Below are 23831 nucleotides of genomic sequence, written 5' to 3' on the forward strand. Positions count from 1 at the left end.
ACGGGAGTCGTGATGGACTGGCCCATTGCGGAGGTGGCCCGGATGTCGGGCGTGACCACCCGGACACTGCGTCACTACGACGAGACGGGCCTGCGGCCGCCGGCCCGGATCGGGGCCAACGGTCACCGCCACTACGAAGAGCGCCAGTTGCTGCGACTGCAACAGACCCTCGTGTTGCGGGCGCTGGGCGTCGACCTGCCGGAGATCGGCCGGATCCTGTCGAAACAGGTCGACGAGAGTCCAGGCCGAAATCGACGCCCAGTACCGGGCACTGACCGAACTGCGCCCCGTCTCCGCCGAGGACTACCGGGCCATCGGACGCTCCATCGTCGACCCCGAGACGTGGCGCGCCGCATACGAGGCCATCGTTCCCGACCTTGCCGCGTACCAGCGCGACGCCATTGAGGCCTACGCCACCACCCGGCGGAACTGAGACACGACGCACCCGCCATCGAGGGAAGAGCCCCGCTGGCGATTGCGTCACGTCACGGCAGGCCGAGGAAATGCGACCCCGAGCACCAGCCGCGTCGGTCTCAACACGGTGTTACCTGTTTCCCGGGCTCTGCCTCACACTCCGTGTAGCCGTTACGGAGAGTCAGATCTTCGGGGCCATGCGATGTCGGTCCGGATGGGCACGAAGCCGGGGTGAGGTGAGTTCCAGGGCCCGGTTGTCGCGTCCGGCGCTCATGTGGTTGAGCCAGCGTTCGTACCAGTCGAGGAAATCGGAGGCGGAGGAGACGTTGGGGCCCCAGTAGCCGTCGCCGTTGCCGATGAGGACGCGGCCGGTGAGGGGACCGGTCACCGCGATGACGCATACGTCGGTGCAGCCCATTTCGATCACGTGGAGAAAGAGGTCGCGTTCGCGAGTCCCGGACCCTGTGGCACTGAAGCCGCGGGGTGCCCCTGGTTCCCCGCGCGGATTCATGAACAGCAGGGAACACCGCTCCAGCGGCATGAGGCCGTAGAACGGCGCCGCGCCTGAGCCGCCGATGTGCGTGAGGAACTGCCGATAGGCGTCGGGTAGGACGATGTCGTGTTCGGCCTCAAACGCAGCGACGCGTGCGTCCGCGAGCTTCGGACCGAGGCGAAACTTGTGTTGCTCCTCCCCGAAGGAGTGGCTGCGCAGGGGTTGGAACGGGATCGCGGCCAGCTTGCGACGCAGGTGGGGTATGCGGGGATCCATGGTGCATCTTCTCTCGTCGCCGACAAGGTTCACCGACGGTCCGACCCGGCCTGGCCCGCAGCCCTCAAAACTCCCACCACAGGTCCATGTTCGGGTGGATGCGCTCGCGCAGACAGCTTGAGTGGGAGTAGACCAGCTGCCGCGCGTTGCCTGAGTGTGCAAGGCCGAGCCGGAGTTCCTGCGCTTCCATGTCCTGTTCGAGGTCGACCACCAGCCAACAGAAGCAACAGGTGGGGTTTCGATCCAACGAGACACTCCTTGCAGTCGAGGCAACTTCGGCAAGCGAAGCGCACCCTCCGCCGAGAGAGGAACCCGGAAGCAGGGCAGCCCTTCGGCTCTGGAGGACCAGCGTGCACGAAGGGGTGCTCGGCCCCATGTCCAGGTTCCACAGGCCGAGCGGTGGCCGCTCCATACGCCCTCCGGCGCTGCCGGGAGCCCGGCGGGCGGGGCGGCGGAGGGGCCGGTCGACACCCTCGCACGTCGGCGCGAGGATGGAAGAGATCCGTCGGAGAGCCCTTGGCTGTGCCCCGCGAAGCCGTGCCCCCGTCGGCCACGGCATCTGACTTGGACGTTCGGGCCGGAGCGAGCGCCGTGCCCAGGACGTCCCCGGCCTCCGCGGACTACGCTGGTCAGGGGAAGCGGATGCAGGAGGCTGTCGTGAGCAGTGGGGTCGACCAGCGATTCCATCTCGACCAGGACGGGCACTCGATCACCGTCGTCCGGGATGGGGGTGGACGCCGCGTCGAGCTACTGGTCGACGGCAGAGTGGTGGCCGCGGCTCGCACGCGGCGCCACGCGCCGACCGAGTTGAGCGGCTCGCTCGCCCGGGGCGGGAGCGAGGATCCGCTCTCCTTCGTCGTGCGCCTCGGGCGCGGAGACATCCCCGGCGGCGAACCGCTGTGCGCCCTGGAGATCGAGGGGCAGACCTCCCTGATGCCGTTTGTTCCGCTCACCCCGCGGGAGCGGTGGGCCGATGAGCCCGATCCTTCGCCCAGCACCCCCGCCCAACTCCTGGCCCGCTGGCGCGCCCACCGCGCCGGCCGATAGATCATTCGCCGCCGCTGCCCGGCTCCACCCGGTCAAAGAGGGGACGGATACGGCGGAGGCTGTGCAGCCCGATGAGGAGGCCGATCCGCACGAGCCGCGACCTCACCGCCCACCCCGGGGTATCCAGCTGCTGCTGGATGACGACCAATTCGCCAGAGACGCGCCGTTGGCTGTCGGAGGCACCCCTCGACATGTACTCGGTCCCGTACGAGGCGCGCTTCGCCTCCCACGCCTCGGGGGAGGGCCCGCCGGCGACGCGGGCGGCGAAGCCTTTTCGCGAGAAGGTCGGAGGCGACCACTGGGGCTATGGCGGTGCCGGCCAGGTAGAAGCCGCGGGGGTCGACCTTGCCCCGCCGTGACCGACATGAACATTCTGATGCGGCGCTGCGCAGAGTTGGGGCACCGGTGACCGGCCGGGGACAGGGGCACCGGTCCAGTGTCGGTCAGGTGGTCATCGACCGGGAACGCCAAGCGCGGGACGAGGTCGTCAAGCGGCACCAGCCCCCACTGGCCCTGCTGTTGATGGACGCCGCCGGCTTCCAGTGGATCGCCCGCGCCGTGCTGTGCGCTCAGGTGGGGAAGCGGCCGGTCGCCCCGGAGCGAGCGATCCGGATCCCCGCGGGCACCGCGCCCCTGGACTGCCCGCCCCACGAACTTCGTGTCGGCGACCACGTCCTCGCCGGCGACCACCTGGTGCTGATCGCGGACCTCCGTTACCGGGCCGGTGCAACCCGCACGATCATCCTCGCCACCGGCGCGGTGTGCGTCGCCGACCGATCCCTGCGCGTCTACCGGCCCTTCGCGGCCCGCTGAGCCACCCCCCCCAGCGGGCGGATGATGGACTTACGCGCCGGCGACCGGACCCGCCACCAGGCTGCGTGGACCATCACCGAAAGAGACAGCCCTGACCAGCCACCCCACCCCCGACCCGGACGAGCCGCGCACGGCCATCAAGGGGGCCGAAGGCCCGGCCGAGGCTCACGCCGTCCACGCGGGACCCGGCGCCCGCCCCGCGCGTGGGGTGGGTGGACCACGACCCCGGCGCGCACCCTCGACCGTCTCGTGTGGTCGGCCGGCTTTGTTCACGAGAGTGGGGTCCGGCACAAATCTTGGGGAGCAGTCGTGGAGGGTGGCTGCGAAGCCCGAACGGGTCCCGTGCTTCAACGCCATCACGGCCGGCCATACCCCGTCATGGAGCTCCGCCGGCACCGTAGGTGCTGTGAAGCGCAGCCTTACGGATGTGTTGAACTCGAACTACTACTACGGAAGACGATCCTGCCTCAGTGACCGGCCGTCACTGAGGCAGGATCTGGGCCAGACCCCACAGGTCACTGTCAAAGCCAGGCCGGGACTTCGGCCGGCGCGGACTGCGGGCCGGCTGTCAGAACTCTTAGGGACCTCTGACAGCTGGGACCGTCAATGCAGGCGGCTTGAGAGGTCTGGCCGGGAAGGCCGTTGGCGTGGTGAGGGTCAGGCGGCGGCGAGGCTGATCTGGTCCTTGAAGATCACCCAGCGCTGCCCCTGGTCCTTCGCGTCACACGGCTTGGTCGAGACGTTCGGGGTGCTCCAGGCATTGGCGAAGCAGTAGGCCGGCGCGTAGCTGAGGGCGATCTGCTGGCCCGAGACATTCCAGTACTGCCCCTGGTCCTTGGGGTCGCACGGCTTGGTCGAGACATCCGAGGTGTTCCACGTGTTGGCGAGGCAGTAGGCCGGAGCGTTGGTCAGGAAGATCTGGTGACCCGAGACGGTCCAGTGCTGACCCTGGTCCTTCGTGTCGCACGGCTTCGAGGAGACGTTCGGGGTGTTCCAGGCATTCGCGAGGCAGTAGAGACCGGGAGCACGCAGGGCCGGGGTGGCCGTCGCCGCCGCCTGCGCCCCGCCGGCCGGCAGGAAGGAAGCGGTCAGCGCCAGCGCCGTGAGAGCGAGCGTCTTGCGAAGGGCGATTGCCATGGGGCGAAATCCATTCTTGCTGCGGAGTGGGATTCACGACCGAACAGAGACGGATTCCCGTCTCTGTTCCGAACACAGGGCAATTGGAGCACCCTCCAAGAATTGGGCAACGGTTTCTGCGCAGCACGTTCATCCCAATGAGCCGCTACATGTGATGACCTGACAGGTACCCGAGAACAGGCAGGCAGTACACCCCCCCCCCCCGGCACCTGCACCGCCGCGGGATCCACTCCACAGGCCGGCTTCGACAGTGACCTGTGGCCGGCCCACATCTTCGGGAGCAGTGACGGCCGGTCACTGAGACACGATCCTCTTCCGTGGTAGTTCGAATTCAGCACGTCCGTAAGGCTGCTGTGCACAGCAGCGCCCCGCTTGACCTTGGGCCAGGTACAGGTCGCGGGGCCGCCACCGCGCCCTTCGGTGTCGTCGGCGGGGCCGAAGGCCCGGCCGAGGCTCACCCCGTCCACGCGGGACCCGGCGCCCGCCCCGCTCCTCGGGCGGGTGGACGACGACCCGACGAGCACCCTCAACCGTCTCGTGCGGTCGGCACTCGCTCACTCCAGTACCCCCAGGGCGGTACCGGGCCGGCAGTGCGATTCCCTGTCCGCTCTGTGCGTGTTGCGTATGCGGCTTTCCTCCTCTGTCGGAGCTCCACCGCAGGAGGTTTGCCCTGTCCCTGTCGGCCGCTCATTACCCCCGGGGTAATCGACCGCTCTCTCCTCCACCATCAGGATCAAGCACATCGACGGTAACCCCGTCGGGAACGTAGCCGCGAGGAGAGCGTCATGTCCGTCCAGTCCACTGCGAACACACCGCGTTCGAGCACCACCACGAGTTCCGTTGCCGCGGCCACCCGGGCCGTGGTGCAGGAGTTCCTTGCCGCCCGGGCGGCCGGGGATACCGGGCGGCTCGTCGTGCTCTTCGCCGGCGAGGTCGACTGGCTGCTGGCAGAGAACCCCGCCGTTCCGTGGATCCGCCCGCGGTCCACTGCCGCCGAATGCGCCGCCCAGCTCACGGAGTTGATGGAGCACACTGTGCCCGAAGAGGCGCGTGCCTCTGTCGACACCTTCATCGTCGACGGCACCGAAGCTGTCCTGATGGGGCACCTGTCAGGGACCGTACGCGCGACGGGAAAGTCCTTTGAGGGCCCGTTCGCGCTTCACCTCACCGTCGAGGACGGCCGGATCACCCGGCACCACCTCTACGAGAACAGCATGTCGATCGCCGAGGCCTGCACCCCATGAGGGCACGGGTGGCTCCCGGACAGCCGCGCGGTGTGCCGCTGTCGGCAAAGCGACGACGCGATGGGTGTCAGGCCCCGCTCGCACAAGCTGTTCGCTCGGCGACCGCCGGCCGCTGCCCTCGTCGCTCTCTGTACACGCCAGCTGTTCTCAACACGCACTCGCTCCGTCCGGAACACATCCTGCTGCAACACGAAGATTGAATAGGGAAGACGTGCATGTACGCCGAGACCCCATCGGTCAGGGCTCGGCGGGTGATGTCGGCCGTGGTCGGCTTGCACCGCGTCCTCGTGTCCCAGTACCCCTGCCGGTGCGCCTGGGTGGAAGGCGGTCCCGGTCTCGGACGAGACCCGGACAGTCGTCGCGCCTGCCGGGGCGGGAAGGGCTGCCGCTGCACGCTCAGTCCAGCACGCCGAGCGTGATGTGGGGTCGGCAGTGCGGGCAGCCGGGTACACCCTCTGCCAGGGCGCGGCGCGTCTGCTCGACGTCGATGGCCGAGCAGCGTTTGTGTGTGCCCCGGCACCCGCCGACGTGGACGCGGATGAGCGGCCGGCCAGCCGGCCGGCCCGCGCCGATCCCGACGGCGAGCGGGTCACCATCGACGTGACCAGCCACGGCGTCCGGTTCGGACACCCGCCGGCCTGGACCGGGCCCACGGAAGGGTCCGCCGGACAGGAGCGGGGCCGGTGAGCGCGGGGGACGTGCCGCGCCGGCCCGGCGACGCCGAGGCGGCCTTCGCATACACCCACGTCCTGACGGCCGGCACCACAGGTCACCATCCGGCTGTCCCTGGGGGAGGCCGTGCCGGACGGCGTCCTGGAGCGGGCGGTGGCGCGGTGGGAACAGGACGTGCCCCTGCTGCGGCTGCGCATCGAGGAGCGGCCCGACGGACTGTGGTTCCGAGAGGCGCCGGGGTGAGGCGGCGGAGCAGGTAGGAGTTTGCCCTGGCAGCAGGCGTCGTTCCCGGGAGGGCCAGCCCTCACGTCCTGCTCGGCTGGATCATCTTCCGACCCGCGGTGCTTCCGCCGTCCACGCTGATCGACGCACCCGTCATGTAGGGGAAGTCGTCGGACGCGAGCCCGAGCACGGCCCGCGCGATCTCCTCCGCCTCGGCCATCCGTTCCAAGCCGTCGACGTTGAGCGGTCCCCAAGCCTGCTTGTACTTCGTCCAATCCGCGTCCGGGATGCCCGGCGGGCGGACGAAGGGGGTATCGGTGGTGCCGGGCAGCAGGGCGTTGACCCTGATCCCCTTGGGTCCGTACGCGAGGGCCGCGGACTTCACCAGGCCCTGCACCGCCCGCTTGCTCGCGGTGTACGCGGCGCTGTTCGGCCGCGCCTGTTCGGCCGCGGATGACGAGGTGCAGATGATGACGCCGCGCTGCGCCTTGAGCATGTGCGGAATCTCGTACTTGATCGCGAGGAATACTCCCCGGGCGTTGGTGGCCTGGACGTCATCCCACTCCTCGACGCTCATCTCGTGGGGCAATTTGCCGCCGCCGATGCCGGCGTTGTTGAAGGCGACGTCGATACCGCCGTAACGGCTCGCGACCCGGTCCACGAAGCCGCGAACCTGGTCTTCCACGCGGATATCGGCCTCGATGTACGTGGCTTCGCCGCCCGCGTCCCGGATCTCGCGTTCCACCTGGCGCCCCAACTCGGCTCGCCTGCCGCAGAACCCGACATGGGAGCCCTCCAGGGCGAACGCCTTCGCCGTCGCCCTGCCTATGCCGGACGTGCCACCCGTGATGAGCACGGACTTCCCCTGGAAGCGGCCGGCCTGGTCACGGGACCTCGACGGGGCGCCGACGGCGTGGGCGGTGGTGCCGAAGGCTGCGATCCCCAGCCCCAGAACAGCCGCACCACCGAGGACGGACCGCCGCCCCCTGGCCAGGGATTCCGCGTCTGCGTCGGAGCTCGTGGAGGTATGCGCATTGGTATCCATGCCGCTCACTCTCGCCGCCCGACCAGGCTCCCCGACTCCCTCCACGGGCCGGACATCCCGGCCGGTGGGAGGAGGCGGCCTCCTCCCACGGCAGGACCCGGGCCCACGGGCGTCCGCCTATCGTGGGGGCGTGAACAGAGCTTGGATCGAGCCCGCGTTCGACAGAAGATTCGCCGGCCTGCGCATCCTGGTGCTTGCCGGCGTCATGGTCGGCTACGTACTCCTCCTGCAGCGGCCGTCCGGGACACGCGACTGGGCCCTGGCCGCAGCCGGGCTCGCGCTGTGCCTGGCCGCGGGGAAATGGGTGTTCGGTGCGCTCCTGGCGCAGTCGGTCCTGCTCGTGGCCGCACACGCGCTGGGCGCGAGCACCGTCGTCTCGTTGAAGGTGCTGGCCGCCGTCACCCTCTTCGAGCTGGCGGTACAGCAGTCCGGACGCCGCCTCGCCGCCGCAGCGACGGCACTGGCACTCGCCGTCGCCGCGAACCGCTTCGAGGACCTGCCCGGCGAACTCCTTCCGGTGTTCTACAAGATGGGGATCGTCGCAGGTCTGCCGCTGCTCCTGGGCGCGTACGTACGCGTGACCCGCGACGCTGCGGTGCATGCCCGTCGACACGCGCAGCAGCAGGAGCTCCGGGCCGAACAACAGCTGCTGGCCGCCCGCGCGGCGGAGCGCACGACCATTGCGCGCGAGTTGCACGACCTCGTGGCCCACCACGTCTCTTCCATGGTGCTGCGCGTCGGTGTCGCCCGGCATGTCACCGCGGCCACAAGTACCCCCACCGACCCGCGGATTTCCGAGGTCCTCGACGACCTGCACGCCAGCGCCGGCGCGGCATTGACCGACCTGCGGCGCCTGGTCGCCGTACTGCGAGCCCCGGACCGGACCGGTCCCGGCACCGGCTCCCTGGTCGAGCCCGGAGCCCTGCCGGCGGCTTTGGAGGCGGTGGTGGAACACAGCCGCCAGACCGGCCTGACCGTAACCGCTTCCGTGGATCCCCGCCTCGCACGGCTCGACGCGGTACGTGGCCTCGCGGTCCTGCGCTTGGCCCAGGAGGGCCTGGCCAACGCGGCCAAGCACGGCGGACCCGGCGCACACGCCGAGCTGGCCGTACGGGTGGCCGATGACGCCGTTCACGTGACGATCCACGACGACGGCGCCGGAAGGGCCCGGCCACCGGCCTCCGGCCCCTCCGGACACGGCTTGATCGGCATGCGTGAACGCGTGGACCTGCTCGGCGGTCGACTGGGTGCGGGCCCCGCCGCCCAGGGCTGGCGGCTCACGGCCGAACTTCCCTCCCTCGCATCCGACATGGAGCCCCACCTGTGATCCGCATCCTCGTCGTCGACGACCAGCAGCTCGTGCGTATGGGACTGCGCATGCTCTTCGAGCAGGCGCGGGACATCGAGATCCTGGGCGAGGCGGACAACGGCGCGGAGGCGGTACGACGGGCGGAACACCTGACTCCCGACGTCGTCCTCATGGACTTGAGAATGCCCGGCATGGACGGCATCACCGCCACCCGCCGCATCCTGACCGCACGCCCCGCCACCCGGGTCGTCGCCCTCACCACGTTCGACGACGACGACCATCTGTATCCGGTGCTCGCGGCCGGAGCCTGCGGTTTCCTCGTCAAGGACACCCCGCCGGCCGAACTCCTGGAGGCCGTACGCCGGGCCGCCAACGGAGAGGCGCCCTTCAGCCGGGACGTCCTCGACCGCCTCGTCGCCCAGGCCCTCCACACCCGTTCCTCCTCGGACACTCCGACGGACATGGCGATGCCGGCCATCACTCCGCGCGAACGGGAGGTGCTTGGACTGCTCGGCTTGGGCCTGTCCAACAAGGAGATCGCCGATCGGCTGCACCTCGGGGTCACCACGGTGAAGACGCACGTGGCCGGTCTGATGGCGAAAACGGGCCGGGACAACCGCATCCGTCTCGCTGTCCTCGCCGTCCTCACCGGCATCACACCGAACTGACCCGCCGGGACCGGGGGATCGCCGCGTGGCAGGGCAGGGCGAGGCGCCGGACAGGATCACCTGCCCGGCGCCGTAGCCGTACGTAGACGGCTGTGTCCGCCGCATCCCCGGACGTGGATGGCTCCTCCAGGCATTCCGGGGGATCGCGGCACTTGAGCGGGCATCATCACCGCACTGTGCTCAGGCCACCGAGGTCATAGGACATCGAAGACGGTTACGCTCCTGTCCTCAGCGTCGACAGGCCCAGACCATGAGCGGCCGGGGGAGGACCACCTCGGCTTTCCTGTTGGCCTCCCACGCCTTTCGCGCCGCATCGTTCGCCGCCCCCGGACAAGCCGGCGCCGGCGAACACGCCAGGGGTCAGATGCGGTGAACCGTGTGCAGCTTCTTCGCGTAGGTGCCGGTTCCGTCGAGGATCGAGGCGCCTCCCAGGTCGGACATGGTGGGGCCGTTGCCGGTTTTGCGGCTGGAGAGGAAGCGGCGCTTGCCGGTGGTGTCGAGGCCCAGGTAGATGCCCACGTGGTCGACGGTGACTGTCACCGTGTCGTCGCCGGAATCGGCGTTGAACAGGAGCAGGTCTCCGGGCTGCAGTTGCTGTCCGGCGGGCGGGTTCGTACCGTCCGTCTGGTCGATTCGGGTGCCGGGGGCGTAGTCCACCATGTGGCGGGACTTGCGGGGGATGCGGGTCTTCGAGGTGTCCTCGCCGGCGGCCAGGGGCACGCCCATGTGATAGCCGTAGACCATGCGTGTGTACCCCGAGCAGTCGAGGTTGCCGACCTGCTTACTCGAAGGCCCAGTCTGGGTGCCGTCGGGGAAGGTCCAGCCGAGGTTCATGTACTCGTGGAAGTCCGCGCCCTCGTAGCGGTATCCCTGCGGATCCAGGGAGCCGTAGCCGGCTTTGCCCATGACCTGTTTGCCCGTTGCAGGGGTGGCGGCGGTGGTGACCGCGGGTGCTCCCGTGAGGAACATGGCCGCGTGGGCCAGAACGTCGGGGGTGGGGGAACCAGCCCAGCCGCGGACGACCTGTTCCACAGCAGGAGTCCAGGTCCCGTCGAAGGGCGCGGGGAGAACGCGTACCCAGGTGTCGTGGGTGACGGTCGGCGGTTGGTGCCAGGTCGCGGCGTCGACCTGGAAGCTGCTTACCACCAGCTTGACGGGCAGGTTCGTGCAGCCCTGGTTGGCCAGGGCCCGCAGGCCCACCCGCCCCTTGGGGAAGGTGGAGTCTGTGACGTCGGCGGCCCATCCGGTGGGCTCGGGGGTGTCCGTGCGCCAGGCCTTGACCTGGATGCGGGCGCCCTCGCGGCGTACGCGGATCGTCCAGTTCGTGCCCGCCGGGACTGCGGTGGCGAGGGTGGTGGCCGTGGTCAGTTGGGTGACCGTGTCCGTGACTTCCTTCTCGACGCGCAGTTCGACCGAACCCGAGGTCAGGAAGGACAGCCTGGCCCGATAGTTGTTGTGCGTGTCCTGGTAGCCGAAGGACAGCGCGTACGAGCAGGCCTGGCCGGTCGGTACCTTGTCGAACCTCGCGACCGCGCGGACGTCGACGTCGGTGATCTCGTCGTCCCGGAGGGTGGCGTGGCGGCTCGCGTAGTCGGTGGTGAGCGCGATGATCGCGCTACCTGGCACCACTGAGTAGTCGGTGTCGACGGGGCCCAGGGTGGACCAGCTGCCGCCGGAAGGGGAAGTCCCCCAGTACTGGCGATCCGGGACTGGGAGCGTCTGGTCGGGGAGGGTGCGCTGGAAGTCGTCCGCGAAAGACTGTTTGTTCTCGCTGAAGGTGCGCTGAGGTCCCGTCAGGACGACCGTTCGTGCGCCCTTGGTCAAGATGGCCACACGCCGGGAGCCGGCGGTGACCTCCAGACGCTCCGGAGTTCCCGGCAGCACGCTCGTGGTGAAGGAGGCGAGGGAGACCTGCGTGAAGTAGGCGGGGTCCAATGCGCCGATCGTGACGGAGGATCGGGGCGAGGTGAGCGACCCGGGAGCCGCCGCGGCCACGGCCGAGCCCGCGCGGGAGGGAGCGGTCGGAACCGAGGTTCTGGGCGAGGCCGCGGCGCCCAAGGTGCCGAGTGGAACGGAAGCGGCCGCAGTGGCGAAGACGGCGAGGACATTGCGTCGGGACGTATCTGACATGCGGTAATGATCCACTTGGTGTGTTCCTCAGCGGCCACTGCCCCCTGGTGCCTGGCTCGTCTGTCTCCGGCTGCACTTGGCGGATGCTCCCGCCGGTGTTCAGCCTGAGGTGGACTCCGCTGTTCAGGTTGCCGCCTTGTCCGCCACGGCGCCGGGAACCCGGTCGTGACCTGAGCTGAGAGCGGCGGGAACGTGAGCTCTCATCCCGTCTTGATCGAGAGCCGGAAACGCTGGGAGGACGCCCCTCTCCGCAGTGGGCTTCCGGAGCGTTCCATGGCGCAGATGATCAGGTCGGCAATCGCCCTTCCATCGACACCATCAAATCTCCCGTGCTTGCGGAGGTGGCGGTCCTGGTCGGCGTCGCTGCGACGGCCCCGGCCGCCGCAGCGTCGATGACACAGGATCTTCGACGGTGCCAAGATCCGACTCCGAATCAAGCGACACCGCGATGGCACCGACCTCGCGGTCACCGATCGGGACTGCACGGACCCGGAGGCCCGGATGGAGGACAGCAACTCCGACACGCATGACGACGGGCGCCACCGGCCCGGCACGATCAGCCGCGGCTGAAGGTCTGCCTCGCGGACCGGTACCCCCGGCACGAGGCCCCCGGGACCCGACGCCGGCCACGCGTCGCGGGACACCGCGGCCGGTCAGGGAGCGATGATCACTTGGGAGGGCTCTCGGTTGAGGATGCGGGGCAGACGTCGTAGCTGCGCCGACTGCGCTTCCCGCTTGCTCGTTCTGAGCCTTGGTGACGGGGGAACGCACACAGATGGCGGTGCCTTTGTTGCGTCGCATGACCTTGACGTTCGCGACATCCCACACTCCGCCAACCTGCTGAGGGGGGATGTCGACGCACATGGACCCGGGTTTGGCGCCCTCCTCGGAACGGGCGAACGGGTACTCGTCGCGACTGTCCTCCGGGACCATGAAGTTGCAGTGGCCGGCAGCGGCCGTCCGCGGCGAGGCGGATCTTTGCGGTCAGTCCGTCGCGGGAACGCCCGAGGGCATGGTCGGCCGGCTCGCCGGCCGGGGCAAGTTGTGGCAGGCCCCGGCGGCGTGCTGATGCGCGTGGACGGTCGTTGCGTCCTTCCCGGACGGCCCACCCAGCACACCAGCAACTTCTGAAACACGGCCTGGCCGTCGGGCGTCGCACGGGGCTGTCTGCCCGTCAGCGGACCGCCCGCGGCGGACGGTCCCCCGTACGGGCGGCTCGACGGGCGCCCGCCGCCGGACGGACGGAGAATCAGTGCGGGAGCACGCGACAGGAGCCAACCAAGGATGCCAAACACCGCCGGTCGCCCGAAGCGGGCGCGCATCGTCCTGTCAGGCGTGATGGTCCTCGCCGGGGTCGTCGTGACCGGGTGCGGCGGCGAGGCCCGCGACGCCGGGCAGGGGTCCGGCGCAGGGCCTCGCCCCCAGGCGGCGCGCTCCGGCAGGGTCACCGTCGTCTACGAGACCCAAACGGTCAAACCGGAGGACCGGCAGGCCGTGGCGCTGATCCGGAAGTCCCGTGTGCTGGACCGGTCGGCCGACTGGGTGAACAGAGCTCTGGCCCTCCCGCACGATATGGTCGTGAAGGTCACCGCCGACGTGCCGCCCGGCGTCACCGACGCCGTCACCCAACCCGACGGCAGGACGATCTTCGTCCCGCCGTCGTTCCTGACGGCCATCGAGAAGGCCCTCGCCGACGTCGTGAAGACCGTCGAACGGCCCGCCCCGTTCCCCGCGTCCGAGTACAACACGGACGATCTGACCGTGCTGTCGACCGAGTTCATCTTCGACCACGAGATGGGCCACGCCCTGCAACGCCAGCTCCTCCTGGCCAACCTCGGCCTCGAAGAGGACGCGGCTGACGGCTTCGCGTCCTTCTACACCGTCAACGAGGTCGGGCCGGGCCCGTCGCTGGCCGCCGCGGTCCTCTTCGACGAGCTCGCCCGCAAGGAAGGCCGGCCGACCCTGGAAGGCCTGGCGAGCGACCATCCCGTCACCCAGCAGCGGGCTTTCAACTTCCTGTGCCACCTGGAGGGCAGCGACCCGAAGAAGTACCAGAAGTCCCTGGTCGACAGCGGCTATCTCCCCAAAACCCGCGCCCCCCTCTGCCCACAGGCGTGGGCGATGTTGGACTACGGCTGGTGGACCCAGCTCCAACCCCACTTCAGCGTGGCGTTCAGGGCCCAGGGCGATGAGGAGCAGAAGAAGGCGCACGCGCGGCTGATCGCGGAGACGGAGGCCCTGGCGCGGCACATCGACGAGATCCGTAGCAGTCAATGAGCTTGCGCCTCCACCTCAGTAACGGACGAGGTAGCTCTCGATGTGATCGATAACCGCTGACACGGCCTGCCGGTAGGCGGTGCTGGACCGGCGGACCTGGGACAGCAGCATGCCGCCCTGGACGGCGGCCATCAAGGCGGTGGCGAGTGCGGCCACATCCGCGTTCTTGCTCAGTTCGCCGCGTTTCTGCATGCGCGCGAGTCCCGACCTGATCGGGCCTTCCCACCGATCGAACGCGGCGACGAGGACCATCCGCGTCGCCTGATCGCCGTCGGCGAGTTCGCCGGCGAGCGAGCCGATCTCACACCCGCCCACGCATCCCAGCGCGTCCTGCCGGTCCCCTGCCGCGTCGCACCACTCGCGAAGGGCCTCGATGCTGTCCAGGCCGTCCAGCAGCGGCCCCTGCTGGACAATCTTCGAGTCCGTCTGGTGGTTGATGACCGCAAGGATCAAGCCCTGCTTGTCGCCGAAGTAATGATAGATCTGCGACGCGCTGACCCCGGCGGCCGCCTGGATGTCCGGGATGCTCGTGCCCCCCGCGCCGCGATGGAACATCAGCTCCGCGGCGGTCTCGACGATGCGTTCCCGGGTCCTGCGGCCGGCCTGGGTGAGTCGGCGCTTCTGCGGCTCTCCGGTCTCAACTGGTGTGCTCACTCCGCCACGTTATCAAAGTTGGAATTGACATTCCAATGATCCGCTCCAGATATTGGAGAAGTCATTCCAACTCGGGATGGTCGTCTCTTCAGACAGGTGTGCCTCATGCCCATCGACCCTCAGATCGAGATCCTGCTCAGGCAGTTGGCCGCGGAAGGCGGGCCGGCCCCCGAAAGTCGGACGGTGGCGGAGAACCGCGCCGCCGGGCGCGCTTTCGCCGCCCTGGCCGGCGCCGCCGAACCGGTTGCCGACGTTCTGGACACCACCGTCCCCGCCGGCGATCGCGAGATACCGATCCGCATCTACCGGCCCGTCACCGAGCCGGACGCCGGACCGTTGCCCGTGACGCTCTACTTCCACGGCGGCGGATGGGTTTTCGGCGACCTGGACACCCAGGACCACATCGCCCGCACCGTCGCCGACCGCTCCGGCACGATCGTGGTCTCCGTCGACTATCGGTTGGCGCCCGAGCACCGCTTCCCGGCCGCCACCGACGACGCGTACGCCGCCCTGACCTGGGTCGCGGACAACGCCGCCGGCTTCGGAGGCGACGGAGAACGCATCGCGGTGTTCGGCGAAAGCGCCGGCGGCAACCTCGCCGCGACTCTCGCACAGGAAGCCCTACGCCGCGGGGGACCGTGCATCACGCTCCAGGTGCTCGCCTACCCGGCCCTCGACCGATTCGACGACAGCCCCTCGATGTACGAGTACACGACCGGACCGATCCTCTCCCGTTCCTACCTCGAATGGTTCTGGGGGGCCTACCTCGGCAGCCCTGACCAGGGTGCCGACCCGCGCGTCTCTCCCGGGCGATACGACAAACTGGCCGGACTCCCACCCGCCGTCATCGCCACTGCCGAGCATGACCCCTTGCGCGACCAAGCAGACCTGTATGCCCACAAGTTGGCCGAGGCGGGCGTGCCGGTCCAGCACTTCCCGGTCAAGGGAGCCGTCCACGGCTTCCTCTCGTTCACCGGCTCGGTGCAACTCTCACGGACCGTACTGAATCAGCTCTCGGGCACCGTGGCCGAAGCCTTCAACTGACCCTGCCTGCGCCGCATCGATGTGTCGTGGTTCCGAAGTTCCCCATTGCCCACGCTTTCGGTGTGGTCGTTTCGCTGTGCCGTGTCGCAGGGACCAGGGCGATCACTTCCGCTTGAGCTCCGCACACCGTGGGAGGTATTCATCGACTGGAAGGCGTGTGGGATGGCCACGGGAGGCCGCCGCCCGCGCCCACCCTCGCCGCACGCCTGCCTGCCTCGTCGATCAGCCGGCTGGTCAAGCCTGTGATCGAGCTGTGCGAGCACCACGACATCGTGCCGTGGCACCTCACGCCGGCCGCAGGGGACCGCTGCTTCGCGGGCCGGGGCAAGCGCGCCCGGACAACGGTCCGGGCGAAGAACTGATTCTGCTGCACGATGCCGAGTCGGCCTGACGGGGATCCGCTCGGGCTCTCAGGCGCCCCTCCCCGGAAGGGTCGCCTCCAAGGAGGTGTCCGGATCCGGTCCCGGCCGGCCGTGCCGCTGGAGTCTTGCGGGCCATGCCTTGTGGTTTCGGCCGCCTGCGGAGCGGTGTTGGTCGTCCCGGGGTCTTCACGCTCCGCTCCTTCGTGGGTACGCTCCGTGCGTCATGGCGGGGCGCAAGTGGGCCCGGACTCGGGGGATGCTTCGTGATCGAGCAGGCGTACGTCCAGGCCGGCGACAAGCCCACGCCGGCGCTCAAGGACATCAGGGACCGGATCGCGAAGGCGGTGGACGAGACGGAGGGCAGCACCGGCCTCAAGCGTCTCGCGTGCTGGCTGCAGGTGCCGGTCGATTCCGCGTTCGGGAAGATGATGGACAGCAACTGCCAGGGGCGCGCCAAGGAGGTCGGCGCTCTGCTGAGCTCAGGGAAGGACGGGCTCTTCACGCCCGCCGACCTCGGGTCGGTGCTCAGTGCCTCGGCCGCGTGGAGCGGCATCGACACGGCCCTCAAGTCCGAGCGCGCCGTGTACGTCAATGGTCCGGCCGAGCACGTGGGCGGGGCCAAGAGCAAGTTCACCAGCGGATTCCACGTGATCGTCTTCCTGGCCGTCGGGAAGGACGCCGACGACCGCGTCTACTACCTGGGCCTCGACCCGGACGTCAGCGCCACGGCGGAGTCCCGGGCGGCGTGGAAGGCGCTGGTCGAGGGGGAGCCCGAGACGAAGCCGGAGGAGTTCACCGCGGCGAAGAGCCTGGGGGTGGTCACGTCGATGATCCTCGGCGGCCAGGAGGGCGGTTTCGGCCCGCTGGTCCGCAAGTACTACGTCGACACCGCCGCGAAGTTCCCCAAGATCAACCGCTTCGGCTGAGCGCGTCCGGCGCCGTCGAACGCGACCTGACCGGGACGGGGTGCGAGCGCGGCGAAGTCCGCACCCCGAGGCCGACATACACGGTCAGCGTGGCAACGGCGATGAGCTCGGGCAGAGCGAGCGCGAAGGTGCCCTCCACGATCACCCGCGGAGCTGCGGCGTGCTGTGGCCGCGATGGCCCGGGCCAGGGCGGTCTTGCCCAAGGCCCGGGAGTGGCTGGAGTCCTGGACGGACGTGTCCAGCCTCGAAGGACTCGTGGTCAAGGGCATGGCCCAGCCCTACCCCCTCGGTCCGCGGCTGGACCACGGTGCGACGCAGAGATACCACCGAAAGGATCGTCGGCGCCGTCACCGACACCCTGGACCGGCCGCAGCTCCTGGTCCTCGGACGCCGCGACCATGCAGGCCGCCTGCACGTGATCGGCCGCACGGTGCCCCTGCGCCCGTACGTCTCCCGGTCCGTCGGCGAGCGTCTGTCCCCGGCCGGGGACAGACACCCGTAGGAGGGTGTGCGGTTCGCCTCGACGTGGGAGGCCCGTGACGTCCTGGACTTCACCCCGGTCCCTCCCGAACTCGTCGCGGAGGTCAGCGCCGACACCTCGATCGACCGGGGCGGCATCTTCCGGCACCCGACGCGGTTCCAGCGGCTGCGCCTGGAGGTGACTGCCGAGGACGTGGCCGGGTTCGGGGAGGGGTGTTCCGCGGCTGCCGGTTGAGCGCACCGGTTGAAGATCTTTTGCGGGACAGGTCTTAGCGGCGTTGGGAGGCGTATGTGTCCGTGCTCGGCCGCCCACCCATGCGCTCGCGCAGCAGCAGGCCGGCGGTGAGGGCGACGGCCAGGGTCGTGGACCCGTGGACCCCGTAAGCCGTGCCGGCGGGTCCGTCGCTGGCCAGGACGATCACCATGTCACCGGCGGGAACGAAGGCGATCGCCGTCATCGCCCAGCCGAGCGCCCGCCGGTGTCCCGTGAGCAGCAGCGCCAGGATGACCAGGCCCGTCGCGATGTCCCGTACGCCCTTGACCGCAAGGAAGGCGGCGCCGTCGTGCTGCGGCCAGGTCGGTATGCCGAAGTCGGGGGCGGTGGTCTGCGGCGTGAGCAGGTAGCTGAGGCCTACGTAGAGGATGAACGCGGCGCCCAGGGCAGCCAGGGCGGTGGTGAGGTGCTTGAGGGACACGGGAAGGCTCCTGGGGGCAGTAGGGGAAGGGGGGTGGGAAGGACGTCTGTCGGGAGCTGTCGGCGCCAGGGGTGCTCGACAGCGCCCGGCCCAGGTTCAGGTCCTGCACGCTCATGCCGAACATGGGAACACCTCGGGGGACATGGGGTGCCGCCATGTGTGCGATGCCGAGCATCACCTGGATCAAGGCGAGCGCGAGGAAGCCGGACGCGTACACGATGGGGCGAGCTGCCACCCGGCCGCCACGCCGGGGCTGCGGTGAGTGCTACCAGCATGGAGGCGTCGTGCAGCACGTGCGCCCAGATCGTGGAGCGTCTCGGCATGGGACGACGAGGACGGCAGCGGTCGAGCCGTGGCCGCCTGGAAGTAGATGGCCAGGTCCTGCGGACCATCGCGACGTGCATGAACGCGGACTTGCCCTGTTGCCGTCGTTTCGCATGGCCATGGAGCAAGGTCCCTTCTTCTGCCTCGCGGGCGTGGATCGGTGCTGCCTCGGTAGTCCGACGACACAGGCCGGCGGAATGTGAGGCGCGGCGCCGGCCTCACATTCCGGTGCTCTGTTTCGTCGGGCCATGGGGTACCACCGGGCTCGCCCCTGGTGGCAGTCGCGGCACTCCTGCTCAACCCGGCCGGACCGAGCACCCGCCCCGAAAGGCAACACGACAGAGATGGCAGACATGCGCATCAGACTCGTCCACGCACTCGCCCTGCTCGCCGCCGGCCTGCTCGCCGGTGCGTTCGGCTACGGCGCGGCCAACCTCGTACCCACCTTCAACGCCGTCCCGCTCGACATGCGGCTGTCGTTCCACGCCGAGCTGATGAGAATGAACGGGATCACCATGCAGTCGGCGATGGCCGTGTCGACGCTGAGCTCCCTCACGCTCGCCGCCCTGAAACGCGGTCGCGCCCGGCTGATCTCGGGTACGGCAGGCCTGTTGGCCATCGCGTCCTTCCTGGTAACGCGGCTCGGCAACGTACCGATCAACGGCCGGATCAAGCAGTGGGCGCTCACCTCGGCCCCGGCCGATCACGCGGAGGTCCTGCGGCGCTGGGAACTGTTCAACAACGTACGCACGCTGACAGCCCTCGCAGCCTTTGGGCTGCTCATCGTTCTCGCCGTCGGCGGGCGGCCTGCGGCCACGCGCCCCACACCTCATCAAGTGGACGAGTCCAAGGATGCCGCTCCCTCAGCGGGCGCGAACACCGCGTGGATTGGAAGGCGATCGGTGACCTGGACCTGGCCGAGGGCGGAAGCGAAGAGGCGGACGCGAGCGAACGCGACCGGGGCGGCCACACGGCCCAGGTCGAGACGATGACCGCCCCCTGCTGCTGGAGCGCTTGGAGGAGGAGATCGACAAGCTGACGAAGACATCCCCGATCGCGGGCGTGCGGGCGGCCCGCCACTTGGAGGTCATCGCCGAGCGAGTCGGGTACTGGGCGGCCCGCGACACCCCGACGGACCTGGACGCCGCGCAGGCCGCCACGCACTTTGAGTCTCAAACGAGGACGCGGCACGCAAGCTCCTGTCCCGCTACGACCGCTGGAGCACCTACCGCTGACCTGAACGGCCCGGCCGCCCGGGGGCGGGTTGGCGGCCCGCCCGGGCCGACGTGCGAAGGAGGACCCGGACAGGCTCCACGGTCCAGCCTGCCAGGCCTGCGGGGGAGGCGGAGGGGACGGCGATCAGGGTGTCGGGGCTGTTCTGGTCGTTCGCGTACGCCTCCCGCCGCGCCGCCGACCAGGGCATCTGCTCGGAGCCGAACACCTCGGCGAGCGGGACGAAGTGGTCGACATCCAGACGGGCCGCGTCCGTGACGACGACGTTGTCGTAGGCGGAGCGCCAGGATCCACCAGCCAACTTGCAGCCGGCCGCGACCGCGGGCCCCTCGACGGCTTCGGCAAGGATGACCTCCTTGCGAGTGTCACAGCCGTCCTGGGAGTTCAGCCCGCTGTTCCAGTGCTAGCAGATGGTCTCCGGACAAGCAGTTCCGCCGTGTGAAAGGGAGTTCGTGGCGATCAGGCCGTCTTCGGGACGGGTGCCGGCCGAGATGGAGGAGAGGGCCGAGCTCGGGCTGTGGTTGGGCCAGGGGGTGCCGGTGTTCACCCCGGCCCCTGATGTGCGCGTCGTGAGCTGAGTGAGCGATGATCGTGGGTTGGATACGGGTATGTGGCCGGTGCTCCCGGACACGAAACGGGATCGGTGGGACTACCTTCCTGGGAGGACCCTGGGTCCGCTGCGCATGGACATGCGCCAGGAGACGATCGTCGCGGCCCTGGCCGCTCAGGGGTACACCGCCGAACTCGACGGGCACGGCCCGGGGTGGGACCCGGTGCGCTTCGCCAAGGAGGACACTCCTCTGAGCCGGGCGGCGGTGGAGTGCTCCTTCCACGAGGACGGAGAGCTGGCCTGCGTCCATGTCGATGGACGTCTCAGCCCTCAGGTGACCTGCGAGGGAATCCGGCTCATCGGTCGTGTCCCGTCACAGCTCGCGCAGGAGATGGAAGCCCACGCGACCAAACACGACACCGGCCTGAGGTGGTGGCGTCGAGGCCACGGGCGCCGCCGGGCAGGGCGACCCGTTCCTCTTCCACAGGGGCCGGTTCGGCCGCTTCAGTGACTGAACGGGCCGACCGTGCGGGGCCCGGAAAGGCTTTGACCCCGCGGCCCGATGTTCCTGCGGGCGTCCGCTACGTAAGCTCCCGGAAGGGGAGGGACACCTCGACGTTCCTCCCCTTCGGAAATTCTTCGGATACGCGGGGATTTGACTTGATATTGAACCTCATGCGCCGCACCCGCGGCGCGGTCGCCGTCACGGTAGCCACCGGAACCCTCCTGGTCGCCGCCTCGACGGTCTCGTCGGCGGCTCCGGTCGCCGCACCTCCCACCACGGCCGCCGGCGCGATCCTGATCGACGGCGGCACCGGGGCCACGCTCACCGGCAAGGCCCCCGACACCCCACGCCAGGGTGCGAGCACCACCAAGATCATGACCGCTCAGATCGTGCTGAGGGCGCCCGGTGTTGACCTCAACAAGAAGGTCACCGTCAAGAAGGAGTACGCGGACTACGTCGTCCGTGAGGGCGCGAGCACGGCCCACCTCAAGGTCGGGGCCACCCCGACGGTCCGCCAGCTGCTGTACGGGCTGATGCTGCCGTCGGGCTGTGACGCCGCCTACGCGCTCGCGGACACCTTCGGCAAGGGCGCGACCACGTCGGCCCGTACGGCGGACTTCATCGCGCAGATGAACGCCAAGGCCAAGTCCCTCGGCATGACCAAGACCACGTACGACTCCTTCGACGGCATCTCGCCGACCGGGAAGAACCTGACGACCCCGCGCGACCTGGCGAAGCTCACCCGGTACGCCATGAAGGGCAAGGTCTTCCCACAGCTCGTGAAGGCCACGACGTACAGCACCGGCGGCACGTCCACCGACGCCACCTGGGGCAACAGCAACCTGCTGATCCGGGAGCGCCCCACCGGCTACGCCTACCCGGGCGCCATTGGCGTCAAGACCGGCACCGGCACGGCCGCGGGCAAGTGCATCGTCTTCTCCGGCACCCGCAACGGCAAGACCGTCATCGGTGTCCTGCTGAACGACGAGGAGCGCTACGCGGACGCGATGAAGCTCATGGACTGGTCGCTCGGTTCGGCGGCCGGCTCCGGGGCGGCGCTGCAGCGCAGCAACACCGACCCGATCCCGGACGTCCTCGACTGAGGTGACGCGGTTCACGGCTCCTCAGCCGGCGGGTGCGAACCCGCCGGCTGAGGAGCCGAGCCGTTTCCGGACGGCTCATAGGGTGAGCACCCCCCTCGCCACCCGCCCGCGGTGGGCGTCGTTTGCCGCTTTCACGAATTCCTCCACCGGGTAGACCTCGGTGACGAGATCGTCCAGCAGCTGGCCCTATCGGAGGTCCGCGTACAGGGCGATGTCGCGCTGCGGGCGCGAGGATTCGTACCGGCAGCCCCTTGGAGCCGGTCACCCCGAGCACTTGCCCGTTCTCGATCGGGTGCCAGCAGCGGTCACCCCTTGTGGTGCGAGCGACACACCGCAAGGCGTGGGCGTCGTCCTTGGAGCTCGCCCACAGACGGTCACGGAGCACGCAAGTGATTTCCGTTCACCTGGCCTCGTCCACCCGGGTGCAGAGGTGCGCCGATGGGCAGGTCCCGCACCCCTGTGGGCGAACCAGGCCCAGATCATCGAGCTGCTCACCAGCTTGTTGGCCAACAACCCGGCCTCGACTGACTACCCCGGGCGCCCAGAGGCGCTCTTCCTCATCCGCGTGCGGGCCCCGAACCAGACGGCTGGTTCGGGGCCCGCACGCGTGGTGCGGTCAGTGGCCCTACTTCTGCAAGCCTCGACCAAGCCGCAGAACACCGAGCGAACAAGCAGGAGCTCGGGCTGGAGTTCCCAGACTCGCTGAGCCCCCCGAACTCCTCAGACTGCGTGCCCGCCTGGTCGCGGAGACTGGGGGATCTCCGCGCCCGCTGTGAGTCAGTCAGCGACACACCAGACCAACGGTCCGATGATCTGAAAGCGACGCTCTAATCGCCCGAGAAGGCAACCCGCAGGTCTCGGTCGGCACGGCACCTCCGGCCCCAGGCCGGCAGCGTCGCGACGGCCTCGTGCTCACCATTCCTCAGACGAGCGAGATCCGAACCTTCCAACTCCCGCACCATCTGGTCTACCGCCTCACCGCGCAGCGTAGTGTCTCCGTACGGATCGATGCGGGCCAGACTGGGAAGTCGGTGCTGGCCGAGCCGCTCAATGGCCTTCCAGAACTCATCGTTGTCGTCGATCAACCGCTCCAGCATCCCTGCTGGTGGCGGGGGCCCAGGCTTTCGCCCTGTCCGGGACGCAGAGCCCCCTCGGTGAAGGGAACTGCGGGCCGGCCGCCCAGCCCGGGTCCCTGCGGCCGAAACCGCTGCATATGCCTGCCAGTTGCGGGAGACGGGTCAGTCGGCGGCGGACATTGCCCACATCTCGGGAGTCGCCGTCACCCTCGTGCGGCGCCTGCTCCGTCCCGATGGGCAGCGATCGGCCGTCATTCACCGGGTCACCTCCGAAGCCATCCTCGGCATCCCCCCGAACAGCGCCTTCAGACGGGAACGCCTTCTCCCGGGGCTGACTGGTGCGGACAAAGCCGCCACCGCCCTTCAGGACCTCGCCGAACGAGGGTGGCCCACCAGCTTCCTGGCAGCCTGACTGGAAACCAGCACGCAGACGGTCGCCGCCATCCGCGGCCGGGAGCGCCGGCGCCTGGCCCTCGCTCTGGACCGCAGAATCCAACGCCTGGCCGCGCTCCTGGTCGCGAGCGATCCGGTAGATCACGGCATCGCCGAGCACAGAAGCCGCCGGACGAGAACGGCAGCCCTGGGACGGCGAGCCGCATTGGCGCAGCCCATGGCCTCGGATCAGGTGCCGTGAACAGGTCACGCGAGGCGACGTTCACCAGGTGGGGGTGAGGGCCTGGTGGCCGGAGGAACCGACGGTGACGGTCTTGCCCGATCACCGGGCTGCGGGTGGTGCGGTGCGTGGGGGAGTTCGACGCGGACACGGAGGGCTCCCTCGATGCCGCGTGCGACGAGGCAATCGCCGCGGGCGACGTGGAACGGCTGGCCTTGGACGTCCGTGGGATCACGTTCGCAGACTCCCCGTTCCTGAACCTGCTGCTCCGAGTTCACAGGGCGTGCGATCTGGTGTTGCTGGAGCCCCTCCCGCCGCAACTGGCCTGGTTGCTGGAGATGACCGGCGCGAACCTGCTGTTCGCCATCGACGACGGCCTCGCCGAGCGGGCGGCTGACACAGACCTGCCGCCCGCCGGTGCCCCCGAGTGCAGCCACGCGGCTCACCTGGGGGTTCTGCGAGGTTGACGTGCGGGCGGCAGCTGTGGCGAGAGCCGGCCGCGGGATGGTAGGTCGGGGC

Annotated in this window: 25 protein-coding genes and 3 pseudogenes; 17 read left to right on the forward strand and 11 right to left on the reverse strand. The window is 69.3% G+C overall.

The features are described 5' to 3' along the window. The first annotated feature begins 12 nt into the window (after nt 1–12). Nucleotides 13–433: pseudogene (locus tag OG906_RS37800) on the forward strand (MerR family transcriptional regulator). Nucleotides 434–595: 162 nt separating this feature from the next. Here OG906_RS37800 and OG906_RS37805 read toward each other — a convergent pair. Next, nucleotides 596–1183 (reverse strand): SMI1/KNR4 family protein, encoded by a 588-nt coding sequence (locus OG906_RS37805; RefSeq protein WP_329448828.1) that lies wholly within the window; start codon nt 1181–1183, stop codon nt 596–598. A gap of 64 nt (nt 1184–1247) precedes the next feature. Beyond that, complete coding sequence (locus tag OG906_RS37810) at nt 1248–1394, reverse strand: hypothetical protein (protein ID WP_329448829.1); 147 nt, start codon at nt 1392–1394, stop codon at nt 1248–1250. A gap of 446 nt (nt 1395–1840) precedes the next feature. On the opposite strand from OG906_RS37810, the gene OG906_RS37815 reads away from it, so the two are divergent. Both OG906_RS37815 and OG906_RS37820 read left to right on the forward strand, forming a co-directional pair. Then, complete coding sequence (locus OG906_RS37815) at nt 1841–2230, forward strand: hypothetical protein (protein WP_329448830.1); 390 nt, start codon at nt 1841–1843, stop codon at nt 2228–2230. A 447-nt stretch (nt 2231–2677) separates the two neighbouring features. Next, a complete protein-coding gene (locus OG906_RS37820) occupies nt 2678–3043 on the forward strand; it encodes a hypothetical protein (RefSeq protein ID WP_329448831.1) in 366 nt (121 codons plus the stop codon). A gap of 657 nt (nt 3044–3700) precedes the next feature. Here the strand turns inward: OG906_RS37820 and OG906_RS37825 are convergent. Next, nucleotides 3701–4180, reverse strand: coding sequence for a ricin-type beta-trefoil lectin domain protein (locus tag OG906_RS37825; protein ID WP_329448832.1), 480 nt, complete (start codon nt 4178–4180; stop codon nt 3701–3703). 785 nt (nt 4181–4965) lie between these two features. Here OG906_RS37825 and OG906_RS37830 point away from each other — a divergent pair. Further along, a complete protein-coding gene (locus OG906_RS37830; protein WP_329448833.1) occupies nt 4966–5424 on the forward strand; it encodes a nuclear transport factor 2 family protein in 459 nt (152 codons plus the stop codon). Nucleotides 5425–5820: 396 nt separating this feature from the next. Here OG906_RS37830 and OG906_RS43765 read toward each other — a convergent pair whose 3' ends face one another. Continuing rightward, nucleotides 5821–6162, reverse strand: a complete 342-nt coding sequence (locus OG906_RS43765) for a DUF6233 domain-containing protein (protein ID WP_443067490.1) — start codon at nt 6160–6162, stop codon at nt 5821–5823. A gap of 238 nt (nt 6163–6400) precedes the next feature. Then, the gene (locus OG906_RS37835; RefSeq protein WP_329448834.1) at nt 6401–7363 is read right to left on the reverse strand and encodes an SDR family NAD(P)-dependent oxidoreductase; all 963 of its coding nucleotides are present in this window, start codon (nt 7361–7363) and stop codon (nt 6401–6403) included. A gap of 130 nt (nt 7364–7493) precedes the next feature. Between OG906_RS37835 and OG906_RS37840 the strand changes: the two genes are divergently transcribed. After that, on the forward strand, nt 7494–8690 hold the full coding sequence (locus tag OG906_RS37840) for a sensor histidine kinase (RefSeq protein ID WP_329448835.1): 1197 nt from the start codon (nt 7494–7496) through the stop codon (nt 8688–8690). Further along, nucleotides 8687–9340 (forward strand): response regulator transcription factor, encoded by a 654-nt coding sequence (locus OG906_RS37845; RefSeq protein ID WP_329448836.1) that lies wholly within the window; start codon nt 8687–8689, stop codon nt 9338–9340. Before OG906_RS37840 ends, OG906_RS37845 begins: the two co-directional genes overlap by 4 nt. A 360-nt stretch (nt 9341–9700) precedes the next feature. On the opposite strand, the gene OG906_RS37850 is transcribed toward OG906_RS37845, so the two are convergent. Beyond that, nucleotides 9701–11470 (reverse strand): NlpC/P60 family protein, encoded by a 1770-nt coding sequence (locus OG906_RS37850; RefSeq protein WP_329448837.1) that lies wholly within the window; start codon nt 11468–11470, stop codon nt 9701–9703. A gap of 931 nt (nt 11471–12401) precedes the next feature. Here OG906_RS37850 and OG906_RS37855 point away from each other — a divergent pair. Both OG906_RS37855 and OG906_RS37860 read left to right on the forward strand, forming a co-directional pair. Further along, on the forward strand, nt 12402–12539 hold the full coding sequence (locus tag OG906_RS37855) for a hypothetical protein (protein ID WP_329448957.1): 138 nt from the start codon (nt 12402–12404) through the stop codon (nt 12537–12539). 215 nt (nt 12540–12754) lie between these two features. After that, nucleotides 12755–13747, forward strand: a complete 993-nt coding sequence (locus OG906_RS37860; RefSeq protein WP_329448838.1) for a DUF4344 domain-containing metallopeptidase — start codon at nt 12755–12757, stop codon at nt 13745–13747. Nucleotides 13748–13762: 15 nt separating this feature from the next. Here OG906_RS37860 and OG906_RS37865 read toward each other — a convergent pair whose 3' ends face one another. After that, nucleotides 13763–14401, reverse strand: coding sequence for a TetR/AcrR family transcriptional regulator (locus OG906_RS37865; protein WP_329448839.1), 639 nt, complete (start codon nt 14399–14401; stop codon nt 13763–13765). A gap of 105 nt (nt 14402–14506) precedes the next feature. Here OG906_RS37865 and OG906_RS37870 point away from each other — a divergent pair, with 105 nt between their 5' ends. The 5 genes from OG906_RS37870 (at nt 14507) to OG906_RS37890 (ending at nt 17448) form a co-directional block, all read left to right on the forward strand. After that, entirely contained in the window at nt 14507–15445 is a 939-nt protein-coding gene (locus OG906_RS37870) for an alpha/beta hydrolase (protein WP_329448840.1), read from the forward strand. Nucleotides 15446–15600: 155 nt separating this feature from the next. Continuing rightward, on the forward strand, nt 15601–15807 hold the full coding sequence (locus tag OG906_RS37875) for a hypothetical protein (RefSeq protein ID WP_329448841.1): 207 nt from the start codon (nt 15601–15603) through the stop codon (nt 15805–15807). A gap of 263 nt (nt 15808–16070) precedes the next feature. Then, complete coding sequence (locus OG906_RS37880) at nt 16071–16733, forward strand: hypothetical protein (RefSeq protein ID WP_329448842.1); 663 nt, start codon at nt 16071–16073, stop codon at nt 16731–16733. 307 nt (nt 16734–17040) lie between these two features. Continuing rightward, on the forward strand, nt 17041–17235 hold the full coding sequence (locus tag OG906_RS37885) for a hypothetical protein (protein ID WP_329448843.1): 195 nt from the start codon (nt 17041–17043) through the stop codon (nt 17233–17235). A 6-nt stretch (nt 17236–17241) separates the two neighbouring features. Beyond that, a complete protein-coding gene (locus OG906_RS37890) occupies nt 17242–17448 on the forward strand; it encodes a hypothetical protein (protein ID WP_329448844.1) in 207 nt (68 codons plus the stop codon). A 34-nt stretch (nt 17449–17482) separates the two neighbouring features. Here OG906_RS37890 and OG906_RS37895 read toward each other — a convergent pair whose 3' ends face one another. Then, on the reverse strand, nt 17483–17908 hold the full coding sequence (locus OG906_RS37895; RefSeq protein ID WP_329448845.1) for a DUF4267 domain-containing protein: 426 nt from the start codon (nt 17906–17908) through the stop codon (nt 17483–17485). Nucleotides 17909–18585: 677 nt separating this feature from the next. On the opposite strand from OG906_RS37895, the pseudogene OG906_RS37900 reads away from it, so the two are divergent. Continuing rightward, nucleotides 18586–19038 (forward strand): annotated as a pseudogene (locus OG906_RS37900) (anthrone oxygenase family protein); the annotation flags it as partial. Between the two features lie 419 nt (nt 19039–19457). Here the strand turns inward: OG906_RS37900 and OG906_RS37905 are convergent. Then, a complete protein-coding gene (locus OG906_RS37905; RefSeq protein WP_329448846.1) occupies nt 19458–19766 on the reverse strand; it encodes a hypothetical protein in 309 nt (102 codons plus the stop codon). Nucleotides 19767–20148: 382 nt separating this feature from the next. Here OG906_RS37905 and OG906_RS37910 point away from each other — a divergent pair, with 382 nt between their 5' ends. After that, the gene (locus OG906_RS37910) at nt 20149–20526 is read left to right on the forward strand and encodes a hypothetical protein (RefSeq protein ID WP_329448847.1); all 378 of its coding nucleotides are present in this window, start codon (nt 20149–20151) and stop codon (nt 20524–20526) included. 164 nt (nt 20527–20690) lie between these two features. Beyond that, nucleotides 20691–21623, forward strand: a complete 933-nt coding sequence (locus OG906_RS37915; RefSeq protein WP_329448848.1) for a D-alanyl-D-alanine carboxypeptidase family protein — start codon at nt 20691–20693, stop codon at nt 21621–21623. Between the two features lie 75 nt (nt 21624–21698). Here OG906_RS37915 and OG906_RS37920 read toward each other — a convergent pair. Beyond that, nucleotides 21699–21872: pseudogene (locus OG906_RS37920) on the reverse strand (Zn-dependent alcohol dehydrogenase); the annotation flags it as partial. Between the two features lie 578 nt (nt 21873–22450). Continuing rightward, nucleotides 22451–22708: a hypothetical protein gene (locus OG906_RS37925; RefSeq protein ID WP_329448849.1), complete on the reverse strand. Its 258-nt coding sequence runs from the start codon at nt 22706–22708 to the stop codon at nt 22451–22453. Between the two features lie 723 nt (nt 22709–23431). Here OG906_RS37925 and OG906_RS37930 point away from each other — a divergent pair. After that, nucleotides 23432–23779 (forward strand): STAS domain-containing protein, encoded by a 348-nt coding sequence (locus tag OG906_RS37930; RefSeq protein WP_329448949.1) that lies wholly within the window; start codon nt 23432–23434, stop codon nt 23777–23779. The last annotated feature ends 52 nt before the right edge of the window (nt 23780–23831 follow it).

Origin of the sequence: Streptomyces sp. NBC_01426, from assembly GCF_036231985.1 — a bacterium.
Classification (GTDB): Bacteria; Actinomycetota; Actinomycetes; order Streptomycetales; family Streptomycetaceae; genus Streptomyces.